Source organism: Streptomyces sp. NPDC002018 (assembly GCF_042890865.1).
GTDB lineage: Bacteria > Actinomycetota > Actinomycetes > Streptomycetales > Streptomycetaceae > Streptomyces.
In genome coordinates, this window is sequence record NZ_JBIASO010000023.1 from 89,051 (window position 1) to 114,081 (window position 25,031).

Annotated in this window: 15 protein-coding genes and 2 pseudogenes; 8 read left to right on the forward strand and 9 right to left on the reverse strand. The window is 71.8% G+C overall.

Annotated features, from left to right (window positions below):
- Positions 1-93 precede the first annotated feature (93 nt).
- Positions 94-1,107: a GlxA family transcriptional regulator gene (locus tag ACFYYH_RS29785; RefSeq protein WP_388557391.1), complete on the reverse strand. Its 1,014-nt coding sequence runs from the start codon at positions 1,105-1,107 to the stop codon at positions 94-96.
- A 264-nt stretch (positions 1,108-1,371) separates the two neighbouring features.
- Here ACFYYH_RS29785 and ACFYYH_RS29790 point away from each other — a divergent pair, with 264 nt between their 5' ends.
- Together ACFYYH_RS29790 and ACFYYH_RS29795 are read left to right on the forward strand one after the other, a co-directional pair.
- Positions 1,372-2,646 carry an MFS transporter gene (locus tag ACFYYH_RS29790; protein ID WP_388557394.1) on the forward strand — a complete coding sequence of 425 codons (1,275 nt, stop codon included), beginning with the start codon at positions 1,372-1,374 and terminating at the stop codon, positions 2,644-2,646.
- Positions 2,647-2,979: 333 nt separating this feature from the next.
- Positions 2,980-4,257: an MFS transporter gene (locus ACFYYH_RS29795; RefSeq protein ID WP_388557505.1), complete on the forward strand. Its 1,278-nt coding sequence runs from the start codon at positions 2,980-2,982 to the stop codon at positions 4,255-4,257.
- A gap of 166 nt (positions 4,258-4,423) precedes the next feature.
- On the opposite strand, the gene ACFYYH_RS29800 is transcribed toward ACFYYH_RS29795, so the two are convergent.
- The 3 genes from ACFYYH_RS29800 to ACFYYH_RS29810 all read right to left on the reverse strand — a co-directional run bounded on the left by ACFYYH_RS29800 (position 4,424) and on the right by ACFYYH_RS29810 (position 7,329).
- Complete coding sequence (locus ACFYYH_RS29800; RefSeq protein ID WP_388557397.1) at positions 4,424-5,572, reverse strand: flavin-containing monooxygenase; 1,149 nt, start codon at positions 5,570-5,572, stop codon at positions 4,424-4,426.
- Positions 5,573-5,700: 128 nt separating this feature from the next.
- Positions 5,701-6,495: a pyridoxal 5'-phosphate synthase gene (locus ACFYYH_RS29805; protein ID WP_388557400.1), complete on the reverse strand. Its 795-nt coding sequence runs from the start codon at positions 6,493-6,495 to the stop codon at positions 5,701-5,703.
- A gap of 186 nt (positions 6,496-6,681) precedes the next feature.
- Positions 6,682-7,329, reverse strand: coding sequence for a TetR family transcriptional regulator (locus ACFYYH_RS29810; protein WP_388557403.1), 648 nt, complete (start codon positions 7,327-7,329; stop codon positions 6,682-6,684).
- A 302-nt stretch (positions 7,330-7,631) separates the two neighbouring features.
- Between ACFYYH_RS29810 and ACFYYH_RS29815 the strand changes: the two are divergent.
- Both ACFYYH_RS29815 and ACFYYH_RS29820 read left to right on the forward strand, forming a co-directional pair.
- Positions 7,632-8,456, forward strand: a pseudogene (locus ACFYYH_RS29815) (VOC family protein); the annotation flags it as partial.
- Positions 8,457-8,894: 438 nt separating this feature from the next.
- Positions 8,895-11,435: a PQQ-binding-like beta-propeller repeat protein gene (locus ACFYYH_RS29820; protein WP_388557405.1), complete on the forward strand. Its 2,541-nt coding sequence runs from the start codon at positions 8,895-8,897 to the stop codon at positions 11,433-11,435.
- A gap of 31 nt (positions 11,436-11,466) precedes the next feature.
- On the opposite strand, the gene ACFYYH_RS29825 is transcribed toward ACFYYH_RS29820, so the two are convergent.
- Positions 11,467-12,249 (reverse strand): hypothetical protein, encoded by a 783-nt coding sequence (locus tag ACFYYH_RS29825; RefSeq protein ID WP_388557407.1) that lies wholly within the window; start codon positions 12,247-12,249, stop codon positions 11,467-11,469.
- A 200-nt stretch (positions 12,250-12,449) separates the two neighbouring features.
- Here ACFYYH_RS29825 and ACFYYH_RS29830 point away from each other — a divergent pair, with 200 nt between their 5' ends.
- A complete protein-coding gene (locus ACFYYH_RS29830) occupies positions 12,450-13,016 on the forward strand; it encodes a hypothetical protein (RefSeq protein ID WP_388557409.1) in 567 nt (188 codons plus the stop codon).
- A gap of 352 nt (positions 13,017-13,368) precedes the next feature.
- Here ACFYYH_RS29830 and ACFYYH_RS29835 read toward each other — a convergent pair whose 3' ends face one another.
- Positions 13,369-13,641: a hypothetical protein gene (locus ACFYYH_RS29835; protein WP_388557412.1), complete on the reverse strand. Its 273-nt coding sequence runs from the start codon at positions 13,639-13,641 to the stop codon at positions 13,369-13,371.
- Between the two features lie 197 nt (positions 13,642-13,838).
- On the reverse strand, positions 13,839-16,787 hold the full coding sequence (locus ACFYYH_RS29840) for a BTAD domain-containing putative transcriptional regulator (RefSeq protein ID WP_388557415.1): 2,949 nt from the start codon (positions 16,785-16,787) through the stop codon (positions 13,839-13,841).
- Between the two features lie 537 nt (positions 16,788-17,324).
- Here ACFYYH_RS29840 and ACFYYH_RS29845 point away from each other — a divergent pair.
- Positions 17,325-17,891, forward strand: coding sequence for a GNAT family N-acetyltransferase (locus ACFYYH_RS29845; protein ID WP_388557418.1), 567 nt, complete (start codon positions 17,325-17,327; stop codon positions 17,889-17,891).
- Here ACFYYH_RS29845 and ACFYYH_RS29850 read toward each other — a convergent pair.
- A complete protein-coding gene (locus ACFYYH_RS29850) occupies positions 17,851-19,425 on the reverse strand; it encodes an asparagine synthase-related protein (protein ID WP_388557420.1) in 1,575 nt (524 codons plus the stop codon). The two genes, ACFYYH_RS29845 and ACFYYH_RS29850, sit on opposite strands and share 41 nt — an antisense overlap.
- A gap of 512 nt (positions 19,426-19,937) precedes the next feature.
- On the opposite strand from ACFYYH_RS29850, the gene ACFYYH_RS29855 reads away from it, so the two are divergent.
- A complete protein-coding gene (locus ACFYYH_RS29855; protein WP_388557423.1) occupies positions 19,938-20,456 on the forward strand; it encodes an NUDIX hydrolase in 519 nt (172 codons plus the stop codon).
- Here ACFYYH_RS29855 and ACFYYH_RS29860 read toward each other — a convergent pair.
- Positions 20,426-21,913 (reverse strand): hypothetical protein, encoded by a 1,488-nt coding sequence (locus tag ACFYYH_RS29860; protein WP_388557425.1) that lies wholly within the window; start codon positions 21,911-21,913, stop codon positions 20,426-20,428. The genes ACFYYH_RS29855 and ACFYYH_RS29860 overlap by 31 nt on opposite strands.
- Positions 21,914-22,300: 387 nt before the next feature.
- On the opposite strand from ACFYYH_RS29860, the pseudogene ACFYYH_RS29865 reads away from it, so the two are divergent.
- Positions 22,301-24,889: pseudogene (locus ACFYYH_RS29865) on the forward strand (bifunctional FO biosynthesis protein CofGH); the annotation flags it as partial.
- Between the last annotated feature and the right edge of the window lie 142 nt (positions 24,890-25,031).

A 25,031-nucleotide genomic window follows, 5' to 3' on the forward strand; every position in this document is an offset into this window, starting at 1 on the left:
AAGCGCGGGGCGCGCGCCTGTTTTCCAGGCCCTGTCCGGTCGATCTTCGTGGGCCCGGAGCGCCTGGCACGGCACCTGGGCCTGGGCCCCGTCCTAAGCGCCGGGCGCGAATCCCGCTCCCGCGCGGAACGTACGCCGGTAGACCGTCGGCGGCACACCCAGCGCCGACTGGAGATGCTGGCGCATCGACTGCGCCGTGCCGAACCCCGCGTCCCGCGCCACCTGGTCGACGGAGAGATCGGTCGACTCCAGGAGCTGTCTGGCCCGTTCGACCCGCTGCTGCGTCAGCCACTGACCGGGGCTGACCCCCGCCTCCTCACGGAACCGGCGCGTGAACGTCCGTACGGACATGGACTCCTGCTCGGCCAGGTCACGGAGCTGGATCGGCTCATGGAGCCGGGTGAGCGCCCAGCTCCTGGCGGTGGCGGTGGTCGCGAGCTGCGGCTCCGGCACCGGGCGCTGGATGTACTGCGCCTGGCCGCCGTCCCGGTGCGGGGGAACAACCGTACGGCGGGCGACATCGTTGGCGACCGCCGTGCCGTGGTCGCGGCGGACGATATGGAGACAGAGATCGATCCCGGCGGCGACCCCGGCCGAGGTCAGGACGTCCCCGTCGTCGATGAACAGGACGTCCGCGTCGACCTTGATCCGGGGGAACAGCCCCTGGAAGTGGGCGGCGTGGGCCCAGTGCGTGGTCGCGGGGCGGCCGTCCAGGAAACCGGCGGCGGCCAGCACATAGCCGCCGGTGCAGATGGAGACCATCCGGGTGCCGGGCCGCAGCAGGGTGAAGGCGGCGGCCAGTTCCTCGGTGAGCACGCCCTCGGTGTGGACGGGGCCGATGTCGTGGGAGGCGGGCACGATCACGGTGTCGGCGGTGGCGAGCGCCTCGGGGCCGTTCTCGACGAGGATCGAGAAGTCGGCGTCGGTACGGACGGGGCCCGGCGGCAGGACCGAGCAGGTGACGATCTCGTACAGCGGCCGGCCCTCGGCGTCCCGGGCACGGCCGAAGATCCGCTGGGGGATGCCCAGTTCGAAGGGGATCAGCCCTTCGAGCGCGAGTACGACGATCCGGTGGCGCGGGGGGCGCGGGCCGGGCGGATCCTGCATGGGTGCGCTCCTGTCGGTGTTCCGTGGTGGGTTTCCGTGATCGGATTCGTGATCGGATTCCGGGGCGGGCCGTGCGGTGGGGCCGTGCGGTGGGGCCGTTCGGCGGTGCGGTGCGGTGGGGCGGTGCGGTCGGATTCGTCAGGTGGTCGTCAGGTGGTGGTGCGGCGGTGGTGGCGGGCTCGGCGGTGGTGACGGGACGGGTGACGGTCCGCTCCGTGGATACCCCCTGGTGGTCCAGACCACCACTTGATAGGTGTCGCTCCTGTGACACAGAAGCGCGTGGCGGCACAGCCCATTCCCGGGTCCGGCATCTCCGGTGACCTCCCGGATGGGGATGTCCCGGAGGTGGCGGGACGCACCCTCTGGAATCCCAACTTCCGGCTCTTCTTCCTCGCCCGTACCGTCGCCCGCTTCGGTGACGGCATGGTGCCGGTCGCCCTCGCCGCGGGGCTGCTCGACGCCGGGTACGGCGCCTCGTCCGTCAGCTTCGCGCTGGGCTCGTGGATGGTGTGCTTCGCCGGGTTCGTGCTCGTCGGCGGAGTGCTGGCGGACCGGTTCACCCCGCGCCGGATGATGGTCCTCGCGGACGGTGTACGGCTGGTCGGTACGGCCGTGCTGGCCGCCGCGTTCGTACTGGGGCCGCCCTCGCTCTGGCTGGTGTACGCGCTCAGCGCGCTGAGCGGGCTGGGCGCGGCGATCTTCCAGCCGGGGGTGGCCAGCATGCTGCCGCTGATGGCGCCGGACGTGCAGCGGGGGAACGCCGTGCTGCGGGTGGCCGAGTCGCTGACGGCGATGGCGGGGCCCGCGGTCGCGGGCGCGCTGGTCGGGTTCGGCGGTCCCGGCGTGATCTTCGGGGTCAACGCGGCGACCTTCGCGGCCAGCGGGGTCTGTCTCTTCCTGATCCGGATGCCCTCGCTCGCCCCGGTGGCCGGCGGGTCGATGCTCACCGAACTGATGGGCGGCTGGCGGGAGTTCCGGGCCCGGTCCTGGCTGTGGGGGGTGATCGCGGTCTGGTCGGTGTACGGCATCACGGTCCTCGGCCCGATCACCCCGCTGGAGGCGGTCGTCGTCACCGAGCGGCACGGCTCGGCGATGTTCGGGGTGATGATGACGGTCACCGGCGCGGGCAATGCCGTGGGCGGGCTGCTGGCGATGCGGCTGCGCCCGCGCAGACCGCTGTTCGCGGGGGCGTTCGCGCTGCTCGGGGTGGTCGCGAATGTGCTGGTGCTGGCGTACGACGTACCGGTGACGCTGCTGGCCGGGGGCTTCTTCGTCGGAGGGGTGTCCCTGGCGTTCTGGCTGGTCATGTGGTCCACATCGGTCCAGACGCAGGTGCCGCCCGAGGCGCTGAACCGGCTGCACGCGTATGACGTGGCGGGCTCACTGATCATGCTCGCGGTCGGACGGGCGCTGGCGGGGCCGGTCGCGGAGACGGTGGGGGTGCGCGAGGTGCTGGTGGCCGGGGCGGTGATCAATGTGGCCGTGTGCGGGGTGCTGCTGGCGGTGCCGCCCATCAGGGGGCTGCGCCGGGTGGAGTAGCGGCGCGCGGGACGGCGGCGGGGGGCGCGGCGGGAGCCGCCACGGGGACACCGGAGGAGCGCATGGCCCGATCCTAGCGAACGCTGTCCCTCGGGCCACTCGTAAGGACCGTCCCGCCCATCGATCCTGTCTGACGTGACACAGTCAACCGAACTCCCCGCCGAGGACGACGCGGCGCGGGCCTCCGCCCTCCCCGGTGCTTCCCTGACGCCTGGCACGCCCGGCACACCCGGCATATCTGGCACACCCGGTACGCCCGGTACGCCCGGCACTTCCGGTGCTTCCGGTGGTTCCGGTGGTTCCGCCGTGCCCGGCGTTCTCCCCGCCCCCGGCATGCCTCGGGCGCCTCGCGCACCCGGGCGTATCCACCGGGCCTGGTACGTCGCCGTCGTCACCTTCGTGACGATCATCGGCGCCGCGGCCTTCGCCTCGCTCCCCGGTCTGCTGATCGATCCGCTGCACACGGAGTTCGACTGGTCGCGCGGGACGATCGGCTTCGCGGTCTCGGTCAATCTGGCGCTGTACGGGCTGACGGCGCCGTTCGCGGCGGCGCTGATGGACCGGTTCGGCATCCGCCGGGTCGTCGCGGTGGCGCTGACCGTCATCTCGGTCGGCTCCGTGCTGACGGTCTGGATGACCGCGGCCTGGCAACTGGTGCTGTACTGGGGCGTTCTGGTCGGCCTCGGCAGCGGCTCGATGGCCCTCGCCTTCGCGGCGACCGTGACCAACCGCTGGTTCGTGGCGCGGCGCGGGCTGGTCACCGGGATCCTCACGGCGGCGGGCGCCTCCGGGCAGTTGGTCTTCCTGCCCCTGCTCTCCTGGCTGGTGGAGCACCACGGCTGGCGGCCGGCCGCGGTCACGGTCTCACTGGCCGCGCTGGCGGTGGTCCCGTTCGTCTGGCTGCTGCTGCGGGACCACCCGGCCGACGTGGGCCTGCCCGCCTACGGGGCGACGGAGTTCGTGGCCAAGCCCGCGCCGGTGCCGGGCGCGGCGCGGCGGGCCGTCTCGGTGCTGCTGTCGGCCGCCCGCACGGGGCCGTTCTGGCTGCTGGCCGGTACGTTCGCGATCTGCGGCGCCTCCACCAACGGCCTGGTCAAGACCCACTTCGTACCGGCCGCGCACGACCATGGCATGCCCATCACAGCGGCGGCCTCGCTGCTCGCGGTGATCGGTGTCTTCGACGTGGTCGGCACGATCGCCTCCGGCTGGTTCACCGACCGGTTCGAGGCGCGCCGGCTGCTGGCGGTCTACTACGCCCTGCGCGGTGTCTCGCTGCTCTTCCTGCCGATGCTGCTGGCGCCCTCGGTCCATCCGCCGATGCTCTTCTTCATCGTCTTCTACGGCCTCGACTGGGTCGCGACGGTCCCCCCGACGATCGCCCTGTGCCGTGAGCACTACGGCGAGGACAGCGCGATCGTCTTCGGCTGGGTCCTCGCCTCCCACCAGGTGGGCGCGGCGGTCGTGGCCTTCGCGGGCGGCCTGGCCCGGGACGTCTTCGGCTCCTACGACGTGGTCTGGTACGCCTCGGGCGCCCTCTGCGCGGCGGCGGCCCTGATGGCCCTGATCATCCGACGCTCCCCGGCCCCGGCCCCGGGTCCGGTGGCGGTGTAGCGGCGGCCCGCGAGGAACGGGCCCCGGCCGACCGGCGCGACGTGCCCCCTCCCGGCGGGACGCGGCGGGCGGGAGGGCGGCGAGCGGGCCGGGGGAGCGCGGCGGGCGGCCGGGGAGCGGGCCGGGGGAGCGGGCCGAGGGAGCGCGGCGGGCGGGCGGCGAGGGGTCAGCGGGAGATGGCCTTGGCTATGCGGCGGGCGTCGATCGAGAGTTCGCGGAGCATTCCGCTGATCGGGTTGGTGAAGCCCGTGAAGTAGAGGCCCGGGGCATGGGCCGGGGAGCGGGAGCCGCGGGTGAGGGGGCGGCCGGCGGGAGACAGGACGTCCAGCGAGCCCAGCAGGGGCTCCAGGGCGCGTTCGTAGCCCGTGGCCGCGATCACCACCTCGGGGGCGATCGCGGTGCCGTCCGCCAGCAGGACCTTGTCCTCCTCGAAGGACTCGACCGCCGCCACCGGCTCGACCCGCCCCTTGCGCACCGCGTCGATCAGACCCACGTCCTGCACCGGGATCGCGCCCTCGCGGACCCGGGTGTAGAGGCCCGTGTCCGGGCGCGGCAGCCCATGGGCCGAGAGATCGGGGACCGCGACCCTGGCCAGCACCCGGCCCGCGCCGTCCACCAGCCGGGCCGGCAGCCGGCGGACCAGGATGCCCGTCGACTGGGCCGGCCAGCCCGCCGTGGAGCGGCGCACGATGTGCGGGGCGGTCCTGACGGCGAGGCGTACCCGCGCGGCCCCGCCCTCGGCGAGATCGACGGCGATCTCCGCGCCCGTGTTGCCGACGCCGACGACCAGGACGTCCTTGCCCACGTACGGCCCGGCGTCGCGGTACTCCCGCGCGTGCAGCAGTTCGCCGCCGTAGGTCTCCCGGCCCGGCCAGGCGGGCACCCTCGGTGTGTGGCTGTTGCCGGTGGCCACGACGACCGCGCGCCCGGTCAGCTCCCGCCCGCCCGTCGCGTGCAGCAGCCAGCCTGAGCCGTCCGGGGAGCGCTCGATCCGGGTGACCTCGACACCGGTGACGATCTCCAGCCGGTGGTGCTCCGCGTACCGCTCCAGATAGCGGACCACATCGGCGCGGGCCACCCACCGTCCGAAGGAGCGCGGCATCTTCAGCCCCGGCAGGGAGGACCGGCGCCGGGTCGTATGCAGTCGGAGCCGGTCGTAGTGGCGGCGCCAGGAGGCTCCGACGGCGTCGGACTTCTCCAGGACGACGGCCCGTACGCCCCGTTCACGCAGTGCGGCGGCGACGGCGAGCCCACCCGGGCCGCCGCCGATGACATACACGGGACGGTCCTCGGTGCGGTCGAAATCGTCGGGCATGAAAGCTGAGCGTAATCGGAACATCACTTGGTGGGTCTCGGTCAAGAGGGGAAATCGGTTGCGAATCGATCACGCTCCCCCGGACGGCGGGCCCGGGACGCCGGCCCACGAGATCCGCCGGACAGGGCCTACGGCCAGAGCAACTCCCGCACCCACCCGTCGCCTTCGCGCCGGTAGCGCAGCCGCACATGGCGTCTGCGCGTGTCCCCCTGGAAGAACTCGACCTCGTCCGGCACCAGGACATACGCCGTCCAGGACGCCACCGGCGCCTCCGGTTCACGCCGTGCCCGCTCCCAGGCCGCCTCGCTCGCCCGTGCCAACTCCTCGACCGAGCCGAGCACTTCGCTCTGCCGTCCCACCAGCGCGGAGGCCAGCGCGCCCGTCGAGCGCACCCGCAGATCCGTCTCGCTCTCCTCGCGGCTCGCGCTGTGGACGGCGCCCCTGACCCGTACCGCGCGTGCCTGGGCCGGCCAGTAGAAGCCGAGCGCGGCCTCGGGGCGGGCGGCCAGATGGCGGCCCTTGCGGCTGGTCGCGTGGGTGGCGAAGTGCCAGCCCCTGCTGTCCGCGTCATGCAGGGTCAGGGTCCGCAGATCGGGCCGCCCGCGCTCGTCGGCGGTCGCCAGCGTCATGGTGTGCGGCTCGGGCTGACCGGCCCGCGCCGCCTCGGTGAACCATCGCCGGAACAGCGCCAGCGGCTCCCCGGGCGCGGTGTCCGGGTCGAACACGGGCAGGCGCTCCAGGTCCCAGACCCGCTGGGCGCGCAGCAGGGCCCGGAAGGCCTCCTGCTCGCGGTCCTCCTGCTCGCGGTCCTCCCGTGGACGGTCCGTGTGTCCGTGGGGCCGCCCGGCACCGGTACCGGCACTGTTGTCGCCGTTGCCGTCGCTGTCGTCGCTGTCGCCGTGGGCGTGGTCGTCATCGTGCATGGGGGCCATTCAATCCCTGCTCTCCGCACGTCCGGACCCGAGCGGCGCGCGGCCCGGTGGTGGAGCGGGGTGTTCCTGATACGGGAGCGCCGACAGGGATCGCTGGTGATCCGCCGTCGGCGTGACAGGACAGAGTGGGCACGCCCGTACGTGCCCGCCGGCCGATGCGCCGGCTCGCTCGCCGGGCTACCTCGTGGGCTTCCGGCCGGTGATGCCGAGATGGACCAGGAGCGCGAGGTTCGGCTTCAGTTCGGCCTGCTTCACGCCCCAGCTCTGGAAGTTCTTCTGGTGCGAGGCCACCGAGGTGAGCATGACGACCAGCGAACCCGCCACCGCGGCGGGGCTGATGTCCTTGTCGACCCGGCCCTTGGACTGGAGCTCCTTCACCGCCTCCGTAAGGGAGTTGGTGACGGTGTTGAGGATCTTCATACGGATCTTGTTGAACCGCTTGTCGCCCTCCGCCGCGCCCAGGTCGACGACCCGGAGGATGGCGTCGTGTTTGCGCCAGAAGTCGAGGAAGCCCTCGACCAGTTCCTCCGATGTCTGCCAGCCGGCCTTGCCGGTCCAGGAACGGCCGGAGACCAGCGCGGTCAACCCCGTGCCCTCCTTGGCCATTTCCTCGGCGATTTCGAGGACGGCGCCCTCGACGTCAGGAAAGTACTGGTAGAAGGTCGCGGGTGACGTGCCCGCCTTCCGGGCCACGTCGATGACTTTGACGTCCCGGTACGGCGAGGAGCTGAGCATCTCGCCGAGACAGTCGAGCAGCTTCTGCCGCGTCGCCTGCCCGCGCCGACCAGCCACTCGGCCGTCGACGGTGCGCACTTGTCCTGTCATGCCGTCAGCTTACCGAGGGGGGGTCGGAGCGCGATTTGGCCGAGTGCAAATGGGGAACCGGCCATCGCGCGCACGGCCCGTGCGCGCGGAACGTCATCCCCAGGGGTGGACCGTCCTCCCCAGAAACCACTCCCGGGTGAATAGTGTTATCAACAGCCTGTGGATAACTTCGGTGGACAACTCGGGGTGCCGAGGGGTTCACGCTGCGATTATCGATCAAATGTTCCCATTCTTCCTCTGCGGGCATGGCCCCGGCCCGTTAGTTTGACTGTGACGGGCACCACACAGGAAGGATCCGGGCCATGGCCGCGTTCGCGGAAGGCACGCCGTGCTGGGTGGATGTCTCGCTCCCCGATCTCGCGGCGGGCAGGCGCTTCTACGGGGAGCTGTTCGGCTGGACCTTCGGTGAGGAGGGCGGCGCGGCATCCGGGCACTACACCGAGGCGTTCAGCGACGGCAGGCGCGTGGCCGGTCTCGTCGCCAAACGCGACGGCAGGATGCCCACCGTCTGGGGCGTCTACTTCGCCACCTCCGACGCGGTCGCCCTCGGTGAGCGCATCACGCGCGCGGGCGGGCAGCTCGTACGGGCGCCGACAGCCGTGGGGCCGTTCGGGGTGATGGCGCAGGCCGCGGACCCGGCCGGGGCGGTCTTCGGGTTCTGGCAGGCCGGCGAGGAGTGGGGCTTCGAGAAGAGGGGTCTGCCGGGATCCTTCTGCTGGACCGAGGTCTACACGAGGGACAAGGAGCGCGTGGACCCCTTCTACGAGACCGTCTTCGGCTTCCGGGGGACCGATCTGCCGGACGACTCCGTCGACTTCCGCGTATGGTCCCCGCCCGGCGCGGAGCCCGGTCCGGAGCCCGGCGCGGAATCCGGCGCGGTGTCCGGTCCGGAGTCCGGCGCGGAGTCCGGGACGGCCGGGGCGATCGGCGGACGCAGCGTCATCACGGACGCCTTCCCCGCGGAGATGCCGGCCCACTTCCTCGTCTACTTCTGCGTCGCCGACTGCGACGCGACCGCGGGCACGGCCGTCCGGCTCGGCGGGCGGATCACCGCGCCGCCCTTCGACATCGAGTCCGGGCGGATGGCCGCCCTGATGGACAATCAGGGCGCCGCCTTCGCCGTCCTGGCGGAGACGGGAGGACCGCGTGACCCCGCGTCCGTGGCGGGTTCCGCGCCCGGAGCCATGCCGGGAGCCATGCCCGGATCCGCGCCGGGATCCGCGCCCGGATCCGCGTCGGAGCCGGGCTCGCAAGCGGGTTCGGAAGCAGGTCCGGAAGCAGGTCCGGAGTCGGGGCCCGCGTCCGGATCCGGACCGGGCCAGGAGGCGGCGTCAGGTCCCGCGCGGGACACCGGCCGACACCGGGGACGGCGGTGGATGGGCCGCCGGGGAACGGGAGATCGGTGATAAACGGGCGATGAGCGATGAAGGTGTGACACATGTGGTGTCCGGATCGAGGGGAGACACCCCGATCCGCCCCCGGGTTCGCAACCGTTGCCTCAGGCAGGAAGAATCAGGGGGCACGGGGCCGTACCTTGGTGGCCCGTACGGGGAGGTGGCAGGCAAGTGGAGCAGCTTACGCAGCACGATCCGAGACGCATCGGCCCTTTCGAGGTGCTGGGGCGGCTCGGGGCCGGCGGCATGGGGCTGGTCTATCTCGCGCGCTCGGCGTCGGGCCGCCGGGTGGCGATCAAGACCGTACGTACCGAGCTTGCCGAGGACCAGCTCTTCCGGGTCCGCTTCACGCGTGAGGTGGAGGCCGCGCGGGCCGTCAGCGGGTTCTACACCGCGGCCGTCGTGGACGCCGATCCCCGGGCCGCGGTGCCCTGGCTCGCCACGGCGTACGTGCCCGCTCCCTCGCTGGAGGAGATGGTCAACGAGTGCGGCCCGATGCCCGCCCAGGGCGTGCGCTGGCTGGCCGCCGGCATCGCCGAGGCGCTCCAGTCCATCCACGGCGCCAGTCTCGTCCACCGCGATCTGAAGCCGTCGAACGTCCTGGTGGTGGAGGACGGGCCCCGGGTCATCGACTTCGGTATCGCCTCCGGTGTCTCCAACACCCGGCTGACGATGACCAATGTGGCCGTCGGCACCCCCGCGTACATGTCGCCCGAGCAGGCGCGGGACTCGCGGAGCGTGACGGGCGCGAGCGATGTCTTCTCGCTCGGTTCGACCCTGGTCTTCGCCGCCACCGGCCACGCGCCCTTCCACGGCGCCAACCCGGTCGAGACCGTCTTCATGCTGCTGCGTGAGGGACCGGACCTGGAGGGGCTGCCGGACGAGCTGAGGCCCCTCATCGAGTCGTGTATGCAGATGGAGGCCACCCGGCGCCCGTCGCCCGCCGACCTCCAGGCCCAGCTCGCGCCCCATCTCTTCGCCTCGGGCAGTGACGACAGCGGTACGGCGTCGGCGTGGCTGCCGGATCTCGCCACCGCGATGATCGAGCGGCGCAGGGCCGGCGGCCGGGTCCCTCCGCCGCCCGTACGCCCCGCGGAGCCCGCCCCCGTACCGCCCCCGCCCGCGCATCAGCCGCCCCGGCCCGCGCGGGCCCCGGACTGGGACGCCGCGTGGCGCCCCGACGGCGCGCGGCACGGCGGACAGCGGGACGACGGGCAGCACGGCGGCCACCCCGGCGGCGGCCACCCCGGCGGCGGCCACCCGGGCGGCGGTCGTCACGGCGGACGGCCCGAGTCGGTCCCGTCGGCCGCCCTGCCGGCCGCACCGCCCCGTACGCCCCAGGACGGCCCCGTACGGCTGCCCGGCTCCCCGGTGCCGATCGGCCCGGGGCCCCGGGTCGTGGACGCGCGCGGCACGGTCGCCGCCGGCCGGGGCGCCGCCGCGGGTCCCGCCACCGGCTGGATCCGCCCGCCGGCCGGGCTGAACGGCGGGGAGGCGTCCCCCGGCGGCGCCCAGCCCCCGGCGGGCCCGCCGGCCCTGCCCGCGCCCGCGCAGCCGCCCGACGGGGCCGGCGCTCCGCCCCGCTGGCGGCCCTGGCGGTTCCGGATGTCCAACGACGTCTGGGGCACCCCGGTCGTCGACGGCGATCTGCTCTACGTCACCTCCTTCGAGGTGCACGCGCTGGACGTGGGGACCGGACGCCGCCAGTTCAAGACCCGTGACGTGGCCTGGGCGATGGCCGTCGCCGGGGGCCGGATCCACGCCTCCGACGGGCCGACGCTGTACGCGCTGGACGGCAAGGACGGCAGCGAGCGCTGGCGGCTGAGGACGGACGCCTGGGTGTACTCGCTCAAGGTCGACCGGGGCACGGTGGTCACCGGCACCCGCGGCGGCGGTGTCCAGGCCTGGGAGGCCTCCACCGGCGAGAGGCTCTGGGAGACCGGCGGGGCGCAGACGGACTTCGAGACGCCCGAGGCCGGGCCCGCGATCTTCGACGGCACCGTGTACGTGTGGAAGGAGGCCCGGCTGCTGGCGCTGGACGCGCGCTCGGGCGCCGAACTGTGGTCGTACCCCATCGGCGACGCCGCCTCCTGCGGGGGTGTGCCCGTACGGGTGCGGCCCGCCTCCGACGGCCATCTCTATGTCTCCGCCGGTACCCGCGTCCTGTCGGTGGACATCGGGACCGGCCGGGTGCGCTGGCACTTCGAGGCGCCCGCGGTCTTCCTCTCCCCGCCGGCCTTCGCGCCCGGTCCCGCCGTCACGGGCGGCGGGGTCTATCTCGCCGACTATCTCGGCACGGTGTACGCCCTCGACGCCGCCACCGGCAAGGACCGCTGGCGTATCGCGACGGAGTCCCGTCAGTCGATCGAGCCGGTGCTCGTCGCCGACGGCAATGTGCATGTGGGCAGCGGTAGCGCGCTGTACACCCTGGACGCGGTGACGGGCACGCCCAAGTGGCGCTTCGCGGCGGGCGGCGAGGTCATCGGCGCCCCGGTCGTCGCGGACGGCAGGCTGCACTTCGGCTCGGCCGACCATGTGCTGTACACGCTGGACGCGAGCGGCGGACAGCTCCGCTGGAAGCTGGCGACGGGCGGTGAGATCACGGGCTCGCCGGTGGCGCGGCGGGGCGTGGTGTACGCGTGCAGCAAGGACCGGTGCGTGTACGCGCTGGACGCGGTGAAGGGAACGGCGACGGGCCGCGGCTCGCGGTAGCCGGCGGGGCGGTCGGTGTCGGCGCGGGCGGTCAGCGGCGCGGGGGTTCGTCGTCCCGGGGGGTCCACCCCTCGTCGACGGGCAGGGACTGGGTGTCGCCGTCCTGGGGGTCGCCGGACGGGGGCCGGTCGCGCCGGGGCTCCTCGTACGGCTGCGGGGGCCCGTACTTGTGCGGCCCGTGCTCCGGATGCCCGTACACCGGGGGTGTGTACGGCTCGGCCGCCGGGGGCTGCTCCGCCCCGTACCGCTCACCCTGGTCGTACGGACGCGGGCCCTCGTCGTACGGATACGCCCCGTACGGTCCCCAGTCGTCCTGGGGCGCGGGCTCCGGGGGCGGGGGCGGGGGTTCCCGGGTGACCGGAGGCGGATACGCGTACGGCGCCTCCGGCGGGGCCGGGGAACGCGCGCGACCGCTCATCACCAGCGAGGCCAGCAGGAGTACCAGCCCGCCGCCGACGGCGTACGCGACACCGAGGCCCAGCCCGGAACCGTCGCCGTTGACGCCGATCCCGTCCGACAACTGGCCCTGGCGCACCATCCACAGGACCGTGAACCCCAGGACGATCACCCCGGCCGCCGCCACCAGCAGCCGGGAGCGCAGCACCAGCCCGACCAGGGTGACGAGGGCGGCGAAGGCGAAGGGCAGCAGCAGCGAGACCACGACCGCGGAACTGGCGGAGGTGATGCCGCCGAACAGGTCGGCGACCCGGTAGTCGTGCCCCCTGCGGCCGTCGAACCAGATGAGGAAGGGACTCAGCACGGCCGCCGCCGCGGCGGCCAGAGCGAGGATCGAACCGATGATGTTGCGGACCATCGCCGGCCTCCTGACCACGGGTGTACGGATCCCGCTCCGGTGCACGACGCTACGCCGGGTGCCGGGGGCGCGCCATGCGACGGCGGGGGCGTACGGGACCGCTGTTAAGGTGTCGCGCGCAATTGACAGGTCCATGCGACGGCCCCCGACCGGGCGGCCGTCCCCGGACCGTCCAGGGCACAACGGGGGAAGGATCCGCTTTGCTGCGTCGACGTCTGAGGTTCGCGGCGGTACTGGTCGTGGTGGTCATGGCCCTGACGGGGTTCTCGTCGGGCAAGGGGAAGAGCAAGGGATCGAGCGGCGGGGGTGGTGGCGGTGGCGGCTGCTCCAGCTCGAAGAAGAGCAACGCCGGATATGCGGGGACGGGTTCCGACGACGACTCCGACTACGACTCCAACTACGGCTCCGACGACGGCTCCTACGGCTCGTCGGGCGGTTCGCAGTCCGACCCGTACCCGACGGGACCCACGGCCACGGTGACGTCCGACGGCGTCCAGGTCCGTGTCGTCACCTGCGTACGGAAGGCGAGCGGCAAGCGGAAGGCCGTCACCTACGCGACCGTCCGCGTGGAGGCGGCCCCGGGCGTGACCGGCGTCCACGAGATCGAGGTCGACTTCAAGGACGCCTCCGGCAGGATCGTCGACTCCGCCGACGCGGAAGCCACCCTGTCCGACGGACAGGCGACGACGGTCCGCGTCCCGATGGACTTCCCGAAGCGGGTGACCCGCGTCCGCGCATGCGAGGCGAGGGCGGTGGCCGGCGTCTGACCGTCGCGCGGGACGGGCCCGGCGCGGGAGGGACGGAACGCGGGACGGGCCCGGCGCGGGAGGGACGGAACGCGGGACGGGCCCGACGCGGTACGGACGGAACGCGGGAGGGACGCGACGCGGGACGGACACGACACACGACAGAGGGGCTGGGCGATAGCGCCCGGCCCCTCTGCCGTCCCCCGTTCCCCCAGGGATCCCCCGATCCCCCGTGGGCCCCCGTTTCCCCCCCGTTCCCCCTGTTTCCCCCGTGTCCCCCGTATCCCCCTGTTGCCTTGCGGCCGCGACGGCTCCCCCTCCGCGCCGCCGCGGCCGCTCCCCGTCGGAACCGGTCAGCTCGGGTCAGCTCGGGTCAGGGCTTGGGCGGCGCGGGCGTGTGGTTGTCCATCGTGGTCAGGACTTCCTCCGCCGGCTGCTCGGCCGCCGCGTCCTTGTCCTTGTCGTCCTTGCCCTGCGTGGTGGGGAGTCCGTCCTGCGGAAGGATCGGCGTGTGGTTGTCCATCGTGGTCAGTCCGTTCGCCGGGGTGCTCGGCGTGTGGTTGTCCAAGGTGGTCAGTCCGTTCGCCGGCGTGCTCGGCGTGTGGTTGTCCATCGTCTTGATGTCGTCGTTGTGCTCGACTGTCATGGTGCGACTCCCCTGTTGGGCACTGGCTTTGAGGTCCCCTGCCCGGCGACTCCCCCGGGGGCCGCCGGACAGAGGCTGGGAGGCTCACTCGGATTGCGGTGTCCTCCAGTGATCCGCCTGCCCCCCGACGCGACGGATCGATGCACAGATCATGACGGGTAGGCATAAACATTCGATGAACGCCGCCACACGGGGGGTCACGCGGCGCTGAGCGGTGTGAGGAGCCCTCTCACCTCGGTCGCCTCGGGGGCGTCGACCGTTTCGTACAGTGCCAGTGCCTCGTGCCAGCAGACGCGTGCGCGGTCCGTCTGACCGAGGATTTCCAGCGCCCTCCCGAGCACCGTCAGAACGGCGGCGCGGATACGGTCACCGCCGATGCAACCGTTCGCCAGGGCCTGCTCGGCGTGCTGGGCCGCGTGGGCCGGTCGCTTGGCCGAGAGATGCGCCTCGGCCATACGGAAGAGTGTCGTCCCCTCCCAGAGGCGCTGCCGGTTCTTCCCGAAGTTCGCCAACGCCTCGTCCAGCTCCGCCAGCGCCTCCGTGTGACGCCCGGCATGGGTGAGGGCGACGCCCAGGGCGTACCGCGCGTTCGCGAGGCGCAGAGTGAGACCCAGCCGGTCGTATATGCCGATGCCCTCCTGGGCGAGGGCGATGGCCCTGGCGGTACGGCCGAGCGAGAGCTGGGTGCGGGAGAGATTGCACAGGGCGCTCGCCTCGCCCGGGACGTTCCCGTCCGCGCGCGAGTCCTCGATCGCCTGGAGCAGATACGACTCGGCGTCCTTGTGACGTCCTTGGTTGAACGCGATGATGCCCCGGTCGTTGTTGGCCCAGAAGATCGGCGCCGGGTCCTCGGACGCCCGTGCCAGCAGTGTGGCCTGCCGGGCCTCCTCGTCCGCCTCCTCGTAACGGCCGGCCACCAGATAGACGTTGGTGAGCGTCGTCCGGGCACGCCCCTCGGCACGGCGGTCGCCCGTCGCGTGCGCGGCCCCGCGCGCGGAGAGCGCCGCGGTTTCGTACTGCTTGGAGTTGGCGCCCGACTCCGCGAGATCCTTCGCCGCCCACAGCAGGTCGACGGCCCGGCGCAGCTGGCGCCCCCGCGACGCCTGCTGCGCACAGGCCAGCAGGCAGTTCGCCTCGGTGTAGAGCCAGTCCAGGGCCGACTGCCGGTCGGTGAACGACACGCCCTCGTACGCCGTCGGCTCCAGATGGTGCACCAGACGGTCGCCCGGCCGTTCCAGCGCGTACACCCGCGCCGCCGTCGCCAGATAGAAGTCCAGCAGCCGGGACATCGCCGACTCCCGCTCCGTGGGCGGCTGTTCGTCGCGTTCCGCGCAGGAGCGCGCGTAGAGACGTACGAGGTCGTGGTAGCGGTAGCGGCCCGCCGCCGCGGACTCCACCAGAGAGGTGTCGACCAGCGACTCCAGCACGTCCTCCGTGTCCTGGAGCGGCAGGTCCAGGACGGCGGCGGCAGCGGCCAGGGAGAGATCCGGGCCGTCCGCCAGGCCCAGCAGCCGGAAGGCACGGGCCTGCGCGGGCTCCAGCGCGCCGTAGCCCAGTTCGAAGGTCGCCTTGACCGCGAGGTCGCCCGCCTGGAGCTCGTCCAGCCGGCGGCGCTCGTCCGCGAGCTTCGCCGCCAGCACCGAGACCGTCCAGGTGCGCCGGGCCGCGAGCCGGGACGCCGCGATACGGATCGCCAGCGGCAGGAAACCGCACGCCGCGACGACGTCCAGCGCCGCCTTGCGCTCCGAGGTGACCCGCTCCTCGCCGACGATACGGGTGAAGAGCTGGAGCGCCTCCTCCGGCGACATCACATCGAGGTCCACCAGATGCGCGCCCGCCAGATCGACCATCCGTACCCGGCTGGTGACCAGCGCCGCGCAGCCCTCCGTACCGGGCAGCAGCGGGCGGACCTGCGCGGCGTCGTGCGCGTTGTCCAGCAGGACGAGGATGCGCCGGCCGTCGAGCGCCGAGCGGTAGAGCGCGGAGCGCTCGTCGAGCGAGTCGGGGATGTCGGCGTCGGGGGTGCCCAGCGCCCGCAGGAACGCGCCCAGGACGGTCTCCGGCTCCGCCGCCCGCGCGCCCGCCCCCTGGAGGTCGACGTACAGCTGACCGTCCGGGAAGTGCGCGCGCGCCGCGTGCGCGACATGCACCGCGAGCGTCGTCTTGCCGACCCCGCCGATGCCCGCGAGCGCGGACACGGCCATCACGGATCCCCCGGCGGCGGCCAGCCGGCCGCCCAGCTCCCGTACGAAGGAGGCGCGGCCGGTGAAGTCCGGCACCGTGGCCGGGAGCTGCGCGGGCCGCCGGACGGTGTGGACGGGCGCGGCCTCCTCCACCGGCCGTGCCAGTTCCGCGTCGGCCTGGAGTATGCGCTGCTGGAGCTGGGCCAGTTCGGGGCGGGGGTCGACGCCCAGTTCGTCGGCGAGCAGCCGGCGGGTGTCGGCGTACGCGGCGAGCGCCTCGGCCTGCCGCCCGCTGCGGTAGAGGGCCAGCATCAGCAGCTCGCGCAGCCGTTCGCGGAGCGGATGCGCGGCGGTGAGCGCGGTCAGTTCGGAGACGGCCTCCGCGTGCCGGCCGACCTCCAGATCCAGATCGAGCCGGGTCTCGGTGAGCTGGAGACGCCACTCCTCAAGCCGGGTGCGCTGGGTGTCGGCGTAGGGGCCGGGTACGGAGGCGAGCGCCTCGCCGTCCCACAGGCCGAGCGACTTGTTGATCAGCGTACGGGCCAGATAGCGGTCACCGGCGGCGCGCGCCTTGTCCGCGTCCGAGGCCAGTTCCTGGGCCACGTTGAGATCGAGGGAGTCGGACCGGGTCCGCAGGGCGTACCCGCCGGCCTCGGTGACCAGTACGCCGGGGCTGAGCACCTTGCGCAGCCGGGAGGCGTACGTCCGTACGGCGGCGAGCGCCTGCGACGGAGGGTCGTCGCCCCAGAGGGCGTCGATGAGCTCACCGGCGGTCGCGGTGCGGCCGTCGCGCATCAGCAGGGCGACGAGCAGGGCGCGTTGCTGGGGTGACCCGGACGGCAGCGCCTCGCCGCCGCGCCAGGCGCGAACGGGTCCGAGCACGCTGAAACGCAGTTCCGCGGTCTCACCCGGCACGCCCGGAGCCCGCTGCTCCGGTACGCGCGGCCCGCCGTCACGGTCCATAGCTCCCCCTGCCCCCGGTGCTGCCGGTATCGCCCTCGACAGTCTGCCTTGTCGGAGGCGATGCGTCAGCAGTGAGTGAGGGTCTGCACAAGGCTTCGACAGGATGGCGACGACCCTCGCGGGGCGGCGGCGGGGCGGAGACGGGACGGAAGCGGTGGTCGCGGAGGGGATGCCACCGGATCGTGGGATTCCGCGATCCGGTGCGCCGGGGCCCGGTATGGCGCGGACCCGACGCACCGGGCCCCGGAGCGGCCCGACGCACGAAGTGACCAAGGACGAGGGAGAGAACCCTCCCCGACCCACCCCCACCCCGGCCCCGTTCCCTCTCACTCGCCCGGGTGAAAGCGGCAACATCGGGACGGCGGGAAGGGGGTGACGTGGTAACGCTCAGCGACAACGCGGTTGAACAACAACGAGGACAGCAGGACCACGGCGCCCGATCTATCTTGGTCACGTGGTGCGAGAGCGGCTACAGCAGACTCGACTGAAGTGGTCGTCTTTCGTTTCCGCCGTCAAGCGCGAGGACTTCCGGCCTGAATGAACACCGTTCCCGTATTTTCTGTGCGGCCCGCCACCTCGGCCGACCGTTCCGCCGTCGCGGAGCTGATCCATGCGCGGTGCACGTGGATGGAGCAGCGCGGGATGCCGAGTTGGCGCGAGAGCGCGGACGATCTCGCGTCCCAGTGCGACAACCCGTACGGCGACGTCTGGCTCCTGGAGATGGACGGCTCACGCATCGTGGGCCGTACGACCGTTCAGGACCAAGGGCCGCCGTGGGGATGGACGGCCGACGAGCGCTCCGAGCCGGCCTTGTATCTGAACACATCGGTCACCGACCCGGCCGTACGCCATCTCCGGCCCGGGACGCTGATGGCCTGGTGGGCCGTGGACCGCGCGGCCCGCGAAGGGCGGGCATGGGTACGCCGCGACTGCCTGTGGCCGGACCTGGTGCGCTACTACGCGACGCAGGGCTTCACCTTGTTCCACGAGGTGGAGCGCAGCAGGTACCGGCTCTACATGCTCGGCCGCCGCGCGGAACGGATCGACGCCCTGGCCGACCGGCTCAGGACAGAAACGCCGCCGCGGCCAGGTGCAGGTCGATGACCTGGAGGAGTTTGGCGTGGAACTCCTCGTCGTAGGGTTCCCTGGCGATTTCATCGAGAGTGTGGCGCAGACCGTCGGGGTCGATGAGGCCCGCCTCGATCAGCGGTGAGCCATCGGCGAGCATGCCGGTGAGCAGCGGTATGCCGTAGGCGATCAGTGAGTGCTGCACGAGCCAGACGAAAGACTCGCGTTCGGCAGGGCGGGTGACGTCGTTGCTCAGCCCGAGCCCGGCGAGTTGGCGGCACTGGAGTGCTTTGAATTCGCGCCAGTGAAGGGGGAGTTCCTCACCGAGCTGAATCATGGCGGGATCGGTGAATGGATGGAGCGGCCAGATTCCTGCTCGGAGCATCGGTGGGGCAGTCGTTTCCAGAGACATCAGCGTCATGGAGTTGACCTGGGCGGGCGGTGCGATGCCGTCGTCGGAGTAATCCAGGGCGGTTCGGGCGTTCGGGCCGAGCCAGGGCAGTTTCTCGGTGATGTGGGCGTTGGCCAGCGCGGACGCGGTGGATTCTTGGGGGGAGAGCGCGACCATCTCGTCTCCTCCGAGGCCGGTGACGACGGTGCGAGCGCCGTGATCGGCCAGGAGGGCGGCCAGCCGGACGAAGGGCAGGTGAAGAGGCTCCTCGTAGGGGCTGATCAGTTGCCCCTGGACGCGGGCGCAGTCGGGATGCAGAGGCGGGCTGGTGCGGCAGTCGATGAGATGGTCATGTGGCCCGAAGGGCAATCGGGTGAGCATCTCCTTGCGGCGGCGTATCTGCTGAGAGCGGCCGGCTCCGGTGACCAGGAGCGCTGCAGTGTTGAGTTGGCGGGGGAGGCGCTGCGCCGTGCGGGTGGCGATGGTTCCGGAGTCGAAGCCGCCGGTGAGATGGAAGACGGTGCTGTCCGCATCGAGCGGGCGCATGTCCAAAGCGTTGTCGATCGCTTCGGCGAACGCCGCCAGGACGTCTGCACTGTCGGCCAGCGGCCGGGGCGATCGGTGCAGGGCGGGCTCCGGGTAGTGCAGGTGCAGGTCGCCGCCGAAGCTCGCGGTGGCGCGCTCCGTGAGTCGGCGGATTCCCGCGAAAAGCGTCTCGGAGCCGTAGCGGGGCCTGTAGATCAGCAGACGCGCTGCCTCCCGCGCGCTGAGCCCGGTGGCGAAGGGTCGAAGGTCGCCCATGTTCCAGGAACCGTGCAGAACGCCACCGTGATGGGCGAGGTAAAGGGGGCTCGTACGGGCGGCACCAGCGGTGACGCGGACTGGTCGGCCCGGATCCGTCTCGACCAGTACAAAGTCGGTGGGCCAGATGAGAGCCGCGGCCCGGACCTGGTCGTAGGTGGCCGGGTCGACGGCGCGGGGCTGGGGCTCGGAGACCGGGCGTCCCGCTACGCGCTCGCGAGTCACCACCAGGGTGCGTGTTCCGTCGGTGACGGCCAGATGCTCCAGCATCGGATGGGCATAGGGGGCGATCTCGCTGGTCTGGTCCGCAGTGATGTAGCGAGCGTCGCTGTAGCCCCATTGGGCTGAGGTGTAGGGGGTCAGGCGCAGGGTGAGCACGAGTACCTCCGTTTCCGGCGTCGGCGGGCCCGGCCCGGTGGCCGGGCCCGTGGGCGTCAGGGGCGTTTGGCCGGTGTCAGGTGATCGGGGTGTCGTAGGTCTGAGCACCGTCGGAGGAGCCCGAGCGCTTCTTGGAGTCGTGGGACTCCATGGGTGTCTGGACCGTGTACCGGGGATCGCCGGTGAACAGGCGGTCGTGAAGGGGCGTCGGGCGGTCGGGTGGAGGCTGAAAGTCACTTGGGACGGCGAGGAGCGGCTGCCGCCCGATAAGAGGACCATGCTGCATGGTGAATACCTCCGGAGCTTCTTGGGGGGAGTCCGTTGGCCCGCGCTCCGCGCGGCAGTTCCGCCCGGTGATCGGTGCCATGTCCACCATGGGCGCGTGCACCGCGATGCTTCGTTGACATCCCGATGTCATCAGGGATGACGTGTCAGCACGTGCGTGATGACGGCCCAAAGCGGCCTGGTCGAGGCGGGATTGAGGCCGGGTCGGGTGGGCTATCGTGGCGCACGTGCCCCGCTCGATTGTTATCCGCGACGACCGATCCGACCGAGAGCTCGGATTTGTCCTGATCTGCTCGGGCTATCTGGTTGAGCGTGGGCGGGTACTGCTCGTTCACCACAATCGATTCAACAAGTGGGTCCCTCCAGGCGGCCATATCGAGCCGGGCGAGACGTTCGCAGCAACGGCCGTGAGGGAGTTCAAAGAGGAGACGGGTCTGCTTGTGGAGGCCATCTCCAGCCAGCCGCAGATCCATCCCGCCGATGGGAACGCCACGCCGGAACCTGTGCCGTTCTACGTTGATGTGGAGCGTGAAGGGTTCGCCGTCCCGGCCCAGGTGCAGTTCTTTTTCGTGCGCAGGCAGCCGGGCACCGCTGACCACCTGGTCCAAGCGCAGATGGAGGAAGTCCACGGGGCCGAGTGGTTCGCCCTGGAACAGCTCGATGAACTGCCCACATTCGATCAGGTGCGCTCGCTGGCGCGTTACGCGCTGCTGAACTATCCGGTGGAAGCCGAGCGAGCGGCCTGACTCGCTTGCCGACTGGTAAGGCCGTAGCCGCTGCACTCGTTGACGGTTCGCGCCGCGATCAGCCGCGTCGGTGCTCCGTCGAAGGCTTCGGAGACAGCGCGGTTCAGGCGCTGGACGTACTTCGGCACTGACGAAGGGGCGACATACAGTGCCCGCGCGATCTCCGCGACCGTCATCGAGTAGTCGGGCTCCTGGACGAGAAGCCTTACGAGTGCGAACAGGCGCTCCGACAAAGTACAGGTCACGACCGTTCCACTCCCCTCCGCTGTGAGCAGCACGCGCCGTTCGCTGCCCAGGGATGCCTTCCGGACGAGGACTTCCGAAGACGCGGTGCCCTCCACATGGGTGTCCTGTCCACCGATCGCTGAACGGGTGATGTGGGCGCGTGCCTCCCCGTACGCCATGATGGTGGAGAAGGCGGCCCGGACCGTGGGCCTGCGGCCGGAGGCTCCCGGTTCGGTCCACAGGCCGCTCTCGGGGTCCCAGAGTGTGTCCATCAGCCGCCACGCCTTCGACAACCGCGGATCACGTGGGCTGGCGCCCGCTCGTACCGCAGCCTGAACACCCAAGGCGTAGGCCATGTGTTCCCATGCTGTGCCCTGCACATCCTTGTCGTCCTCGACGAACTCTTCCCAACGATGGTGGTTGCGCAGCAGCCATTGACCTGCCTCCGCCACCACCAGACCAAGCTGCTTCTTCCGGACGGTTCCCCCTGCGCCGCCGACATCCCACCACTCGTCCTGACCGGTGGGTAAGCCATCGGGCCCCGTCAAGGTCAGAACGGAGGACAGCGCGAGCAGGCACAGCGCGGTCTTGCTTGGACTCGGACTGGTGTCGACATACGTCCGCCAGCCCCACGCGCCACTGGATCTGCGGTGGTAGAGGAGTCCGCGTACGCCGTGGGAAACGAGGGGAGCCACTCGTTCCGCCAAGGTGCTGGTGTTGACGCTGCCTGCCAGCGGCAGGTCGGGACCGAGTGCGTTGAGGGTGCTCTGCAGCCTGGTCAGAGCTTGCACAGCGAGCGCCGTCTGATGCAGAGAAGCGTCATCGACCCTCGCGACCTCCGGCCATCCGTGCTCGACCTGATGGTCCTCCAGCCAGGTGACGCACCACGCGGCTGCCTCAGCGACTCCGGGCCGGTGGAAGAACTGCGGATGGTGCAGTAATCCCGTCAGCCCGAACGCCACGAACCGAGTGTTCTCACCGCGCCCGCCCTTGTGACGTGGTCGGCAGTGCTCGCGGATCGCGCTGGTCAGGAAGTCCAGTGCGTCTCGGACGGGTTTCCCTCCAGTACCGGCGGTACCTAGGACCGCCAACACCTCACTCGTGTTGACGATCGACGAGACGGAGGTGAGGGTGAGCCCCCAGCCGCCGTCGTAACCCTGGTGCCGCAGAAGGGTCTGCGCGGCACGGCCGGTCCTGATATCGAATGCGGCCCAACCCTGCACAGGCTTCATGATTGCCCCCAGCCACATATCAACAGATCGCTGGCGGGACAGTACCCAGGCCTGTCGAGGGGCAAAGCAGCCGAATACAGCCATCCTCCCGGAGGGACCGTGGGGAATGGCCGGCGCGGCTGTTCTTGTGCGAGCGGCGCGGAGGCGGGTTCGCGCTGTCCTTGTTGCCGCCCCGCCTTCGGCCCTCTCGTGCTACCCCCTGAGGAAGACCGGGTTGGTGAAGGCCGCCGGGGGCCCGGCAGGCCCGTGAGGGGCGGGGTGTGCCCTACCTCCGCGCGTACAGAGGTCGCGCCCGTCGTGGCTGCCTCACCGGGGCCGTCCGTGAGCTGTGTCTCGCGCGTCGCCCATCCCCCCGGTGGGCCGGGTGGCCGAACGTATCCTCAAAGGATGACGACGCGCGAGCCCCAGGAATCCGGGACCGGACGACCCACCGCCAACGCCATGCGCCGGGCGCTGAAGCGGGCGCGGGACGGTGTCGCGCTGGATGTCGCCGAGGCCGCCGTGCTGCTCCAGGCGCGCGGCGACGACCTCACCGACCTCACCGCCTCCGCCGCCCGCGTACGGGACGCCGGTCTGGCGGCGGCCGGCCGGCCCGGGATCATCACGTACTCCCGCAAGGTCTTCATCCCGCTGACCCGGCTCTGCCGGGACAAGTGCCACTACTGCACCTTCGTCACCGTGCCCGGCAAGCTGCGCCGGGCCGGCCACGGCATGTTCCTGTCGCCGGACGAGGTCCTGGAGATCGCCCGCCGGGGGGCCGAACTGGGCTGCAAGGAAGCCCTGTTCACCCTGGGCGACAAGCCGGAGGACCGCTGGCCCGAGGCCCGGGAGTGGCTGGAGGCCGAGGGGTACGACGACACCCTCGCCTATGTCCGGGCCATGGCGATCCGGGTGCTGGAGGAGACCGGACTGCTGCCGCACCTCAACCCCGGCGTCCTGTCCTGGACCGACTTCCAGCGGCTCAAGCCCGTCGCGCCCAGCATGGGCATGATGCTGGAGACCACCGCGACCCGGCTCTGGTCCGAGCCCGGCGGCCCGCACCACGGCTCGCCCGACAAGGAGCCCGCCGTACGGCTGCGCGTGCTGGAGGACGCGGGCCGCTCCAACGTCCCGTTCACCACGGGGGTGCTGATCGGTATCGGGGAGTCGTACGAGGAGCGCGCCGACTCCCTCTTCGAACTCCGGCGCGTCCAGCGGGCCTACCACGGGGTCCAGGAGGTCATCGTCCAGAACTTCCGCGCCAAGCCCGACACCGCGATGCGCGGGATGCCGGACGCGGAGCTGGAGGAACTGGCGGCCGCCATCGCCGTGGCGCGGCACATCCTCGGCCCGTCCGCGCGTATCCAGGCCCCGCCCAATCTCGTCGACGCCGAGTACGCCCTGCTGATCGGCGCGGGCATCGACGACTGGGGCGGGGTCTCACCGCTGACGCCGGACCATGTCAACCCCGAGCGTCCCTGGCCCCACATCGACGAACTGGCCGCGAGGACCGCCGAGTCCGGCTTCGCGCTGCGCGAACGGCTCACGATCTACCCCGAGTTCATCCAGCGCGGCGAACCCTGGCTCGACCCCCGGCTGCTGCCGCACGTACGGGCGCTCGCGGACCCCGGGACCGGTCTCGCGCGCGAGGTGAACCCCACCGGACTGCCCTGGCAGGAGCCGGACGAGGGCTTCACCGCCATGGGACGCACGGATCTGCACCGGACCATCGACACCGAGGGCCGTACCGGCGACCGCCGGGACGACTTCGACGAGGTGTACGGCGACTGGGAGGCGCTGCGCGAGGCGGCGGCGCCCGGCATGGTGCCGTCCCGTATCGACACGGACGTACGGTCGGCCCTCAGCCGGGCCGCCGACGATCCGACGAAGCTCACCGACGACGAGGCGCTCGCCCTGCTCCACGCGGACGGCCCGGCGCTGGACGCGCTGACCCGGATCGCCGACGAGCTGCGCCGCGATGTGGTCGGTGACGAGGTCACCTATATCGTCACGCGCAACATCAACTTCACCAATGTCTGCTACACGGGCTGCCGTTTCTGCGCCTTCGCCCAGCGCCGTACGGACGCCGACGCGTACACCCTCTCCCTGGACCAGGTCGCCGACCGGGCCCAGCAGGCGTGGGAGCTGGGCGCCGTCGAGGTCTGCATGCAGGGCGGTATCCACCCGGACCTGCCGGGCACGGCGTACTTCGACATCGCCCGCGCCGTGAAGAAGCGCGTGCCGGGCATGCACATCCACGCCTTCTCCCCGATGGAGGTCGTCAACGGCGCCTCGCGCACCGGTCTGTCGATCCGCGAGTGGCTGACGGCCGCCAAGGAGGCCGGGCTCGACTCGATCCCCGGCACGGCGGCGGAGATCCTCGACGACGAGGTCCGCTGGATCCTCACCAAGGGCAAGCTGCCGACGGCGACCTGGATCGAGGTCGTCAAGACCGCCCATGAACTGGGCATCCGGTCCAGTTCCACGATGATGTACGGCCATGTCGACCAGCCGCGCCACTGGCTCGGCCACTTCCGCACGCTGGCCGGGATCCAGCAGGAGACGGGCGGCTTCACCGAGTTCGTCACCCTCCCCTTCATCCACACCAACGCCCCGGTCTATCTGGCCGGGATCGCCCGTCCGGGACCGACGGACCGCGACAACCGCGCGGTGATGGCGATGGCCCGGCTCCTGCTCCACCCGCACATCACCAATATCCAGACGAGCTGGGTGAAGCTGGGCACGGAGGGCGCCGCCGAGATGCTCCGCTCCGGCGCCAACGATCTCGGCGGCACGCTGATGGAGGAGACCATCTCCCGTATGGCGGGCTCCAGCTACGGCTCGTACCGCTCGGTGAAGGACCTGGTCGCGATCGCCGACGCGGCGGGCCGCCCGGCCAGGCCGCGCACGACGCTGTACGGGGAGGTCCCGGAGGAGCGCGTCCGTACGGCGGAGGCCTCGGACGGCCATCTGCCGCGACTGCTGCCCCTGCTGCCCGCGCCGGCCGACGGGCCGCACGTGCCGGCGGACGAGCTGCCGGTGTCGGCCGACGGGCTGCCGGTGTCGGCCGACGGGCCGCACGTGCCGACGGGCGGGCTGCCGGTGTCGGTCAAGGAGGGCTAGGGTCTTTCGTTCGGAT